The sequence below is a fragment of the Pseudomonas sp. CM25 genome (assembly GCF_013179705.1).
Classification (GTDB): domain Bacteria; phylum Pseudomonadota; class Gammaproteobacteria; order Pseudomonadales; family Pseudomonadaceae; genus Aquipseudomonas.
On record NZ_JABMCW010000482.1, the window covers coordinates 1 to 3,132 of the forward strand.

Annotated in this window: 3 protein-coding genes; all 3 read right to left on the reverse strand. The window is 66.5% G+C overall.

Translation table 11 applies throughout. From position 1 onward, the window contains the following. Nucleotides 1-104: 104 nt before the first annotated feature. Complete coding sequence (locus tag HP546_RS28220) at nt 105-1,052, reverse strand: dihydrodipicolinate synthase family protein (protein WP_172232497.1); 948 nt, start codon at nt 1,050-1,052, stop codon at nt 105-107. A 42-nt stretch (nt 1,053-1,094) separates the two neighbouring features. Then, nucleotides 1,095-2,021, reverse strand: coding sequence for a 4-hydroxyproline epimerase (locus tag HP546_RS28225; protein ID WP_172232500.1), 927 nt, complete (start codon nt 2,019-2,021; stop codon nt 1,095-1,097). Between the two features lie 168 nt (nt 2,022-2,189). Continuing rightward, the coding region (locus HP546_RS28230; RefSeq protein WP_172232503.1) for an APC family permease at nt 2,190-3,132 on the reverse strand (943 nt) is incomplete at its 5' end.

Below are 3,132 nucleotides of genomic sequence, written 5' to 3' on the forward strand. Positions count from 1 at the left end.
TCGCCGGCAAGCCAGCTCCCACAGGATCATCACCGGCCTCAGGCCTGTGCAGTCTCTGTGGGAGCTGGCTTGCCGGCGATGGGCTGCGCAGCGGCCCCGGGTTATCAGGCGATGTTCTGCTCGGCCGACCAGCTGGCATACCAGCTGCGGAACAGCGCGTACTGCTGCTCGGCATAGTTGCGCTGGGCGTCGGTCAGTGCGTCGGTTTCGTTGAAGTGCAGGCCGTACTCGCGGTCGCCGTTCAGCACCATCAGGTGCTTGTAGTACAGCACCAGGTCGCAGCCTTCATCGAACGACGACAGCACCGCCAGCGCCGCTTCCAGCTCGCGTGCCAGGCGGCGGGCCTTGGCATCGCCCTTGGCCGCCTGCTTGCTCAGGCTCACCAGCTGCAGCACTTCGCGCGGCAGGGCGTTGCCGATGCCGGTGATGGCGCCGGTGGCGTTGCAGTTGACGAAGCCATGCACCACCTGCGTGTCGACGCCGACCATCAGGGTCACGTCGTCATCCTTGGAGGTAATGTGCTCGGCGGCATAACGCAGGTCGGCGCCACCGCCAAATTCCTTGAAGCCGATCAGGTTGGGGAACGCGCTGCGCAACTCGAAGAACAGGTCGGCGCGGGTGGCAAAGCCGTAGTAAGGGCTGTTGTAGATCACCGCCGGCAGCTTCGGCGCGGCAGCGAGAATGGCCGAGAAGTGGTGTTTCTGGGCGATCAGCGAGGCACCGCGGCTGAGCACGCGGGGGATGACCATCAGGCCGGCGGCGCCTACCTTGGCGGCGTGGGCAGCATGGGCCACGGCCTCGCGGGTGTTCACCGCGCCGGTGCCGACGATGGTCGGGATGCCGGCGGCCACCAGGCGCGCCACGCCTTCCTGGCGCTCGGCTTCGGTCAGTAGCGGCCAGTCGCCCATCGAGCCGCAGTAGACCACGGCGCTCATGCCGGCTTCGATCAATTCGCGGCCTTTGCGCACCAGGGCGTCGAAGTCCGGCTTGCGCTCGGCGGTGCAAGGGGTCATCAGGGCGGGCATGGTGCCGGTGAAGATGTTGTTAGTCATTGATGTAGCTCCTGGCGGTATTCAGTCGGGATAAAAGCGGGGTCAGATGCCCCAGGCGAACGGGTCCTGTTCGTCGATCAGCAAGGTGCTGTCGGCGGTCATGTAGGCGCGGCCTGTGATGAACGGGCGAATGCGTTCGCCGTCGCGCTCGTAGCGGCCATGGAACTGGCTGCCGGTGATGCTGGCCTGCACCCAGGTCTGGCCTTCGTCCAGCTTGCCGTCGGCAGCCAGGCAGGCCAGCTTGGCGCTGGTGCCAGTGCCACAGGGCGAGCGGTCGTAGGCCTTGCCGGGGCACATCACGAAATTGCGGCTGTCGGCGTTGGCGTCGTCGGCGAACAGCTCGACATGGTCGATGGGGCCACCGTTTTCACCGGTGATGCCCTGGGCTTCGAGGGCCTTGAGCATTGCCCAGGTGTATTCGGTCAGCGCCTCGCGGTTGCCCAGTTCGATGCGCTGGCCGTGGTCGGATACCAGGAAGAACCAGTTGCCGCCCCAGGCGATGTCGCCGCGCACCACGCCATGGCCGGGCACCTCCACCGCCACTTGTTGGCGGTAGCGGTAGGAGGGCACGTTGCCGACGGTGATGGCGCCGTCTTCATGCAGGGTGGCACTGACCTGGCCGACCGGCGTGTCGATCTTGTGCACGCCAGGTTCGATCAGGCCCAGGTGCTGCAGCGAGGCGACCAGGCCGATGGTGCCGTGGCCGCACATGTTCAGGTAGCCGGCGTTGTTGAAGAAGATCACCCCGCAGGTGGCGTCGGGTGATACCGGTGGGCAGTACAGTGCGCCGACCAGTACATCGTTGCCGCGTGGTTCCAGCAGGCAGGCGCGGCGCCATGGATCGTGCAGCTCGCGCAGTTCGTCGCGCTGCTCAGCCATGCTGCGGCCGTGCAATTGCGGGAAACCTTTCATCACCAGGCGGGTGGGTTCGCCGCCGGTGTGGGAGTCGATGACGTGAATCTGTTTCATGGGCTCGTCCATTGTTTGATCTGCAGGGTCTTGTGCTGTTTATGTTGGCCTCATCGCCGGCAAGCCAGCTCCCACAGGTATTGCATCGGCCTCTGGGGTATTGCATCCGCCGCAGGGGCAACGCAGCACCTGTGGGAGCTGGCTTGCCGGCGATAGGGCCAGTAGCCTTCACCGAGCCAGCGCGGCCGGGCGTTGGCCTGCCAGCGGCTCTTGGATGGCTTCGCTTTCGTCCTCGCCTTCCAGGCGCACCAAATGGGCCGGCACGCCAGTGGCCGCGCCCCAGTAGTAGATGCCCAGCGCACAGGCGGCCACGGCCACGGTGTCGAGCGGGTGGCCGATCACCCCCAGGCCGCCGAAGCTGCCCAGCCACGACAGCAGGATGGTCACCGCGTAGAAGCCGATCAGCCACGCCGACGAGCGCACTTGCTGGGCCAGTGACAGGTGCTGGGTGGGCACGAACCGAGCGCACAGCAGGTACAGCACGAACATCACGATTTGCAGCGCCAGCAGCCACGATACGGTGTTCCAGCCGGACCAGTACACGATCAGCGCGGCGATGATGAACGACAGCGGGCCGAGCACGGCCATGCCCTTGACCCGGAACGGGCGCGGCATGTCGGGGGCGTTGCGGCGCAGCGCGGCGACGGTGACCGGGGCTACGGCGTAGCTCAGTACCAGGGCGGCGGAGACCACGTTGATCAGCGCCTCCCACGACGGGAACGGCAGGGTCCAGAACACCGACAGGGCAAAGGTCAGCCACAGCGCCGGGCGCGGGATGCCGGATTCGGCGTCGATGCGGGTGAAGTACTTGAAGAAGGTGCCGGTCTGCGCCCAGCCATAGATCACGCGCGGGGTGGCATTCATGTAGATGTTGCCGCAGCCGCTGGGCGAGATCACTGCGTCGGCCACCACCAGGTAGGCCAGCCAGCCCACGCCCAGGGCCAGGGCGATGTCACGGTAGGGCAGGGCCAGTTGCTTGGTCACGCTGGCCCAGCCGTCGGCCAGCATTTCGGTCGGCACGCTGCCGAGGAAGGCCAGTTGCAGCAGGGCGTAGATCGCGGTGGACAGCAGCACCGAGAGGATCAGCGCAATCGGGATGGTGCGCTGCGGG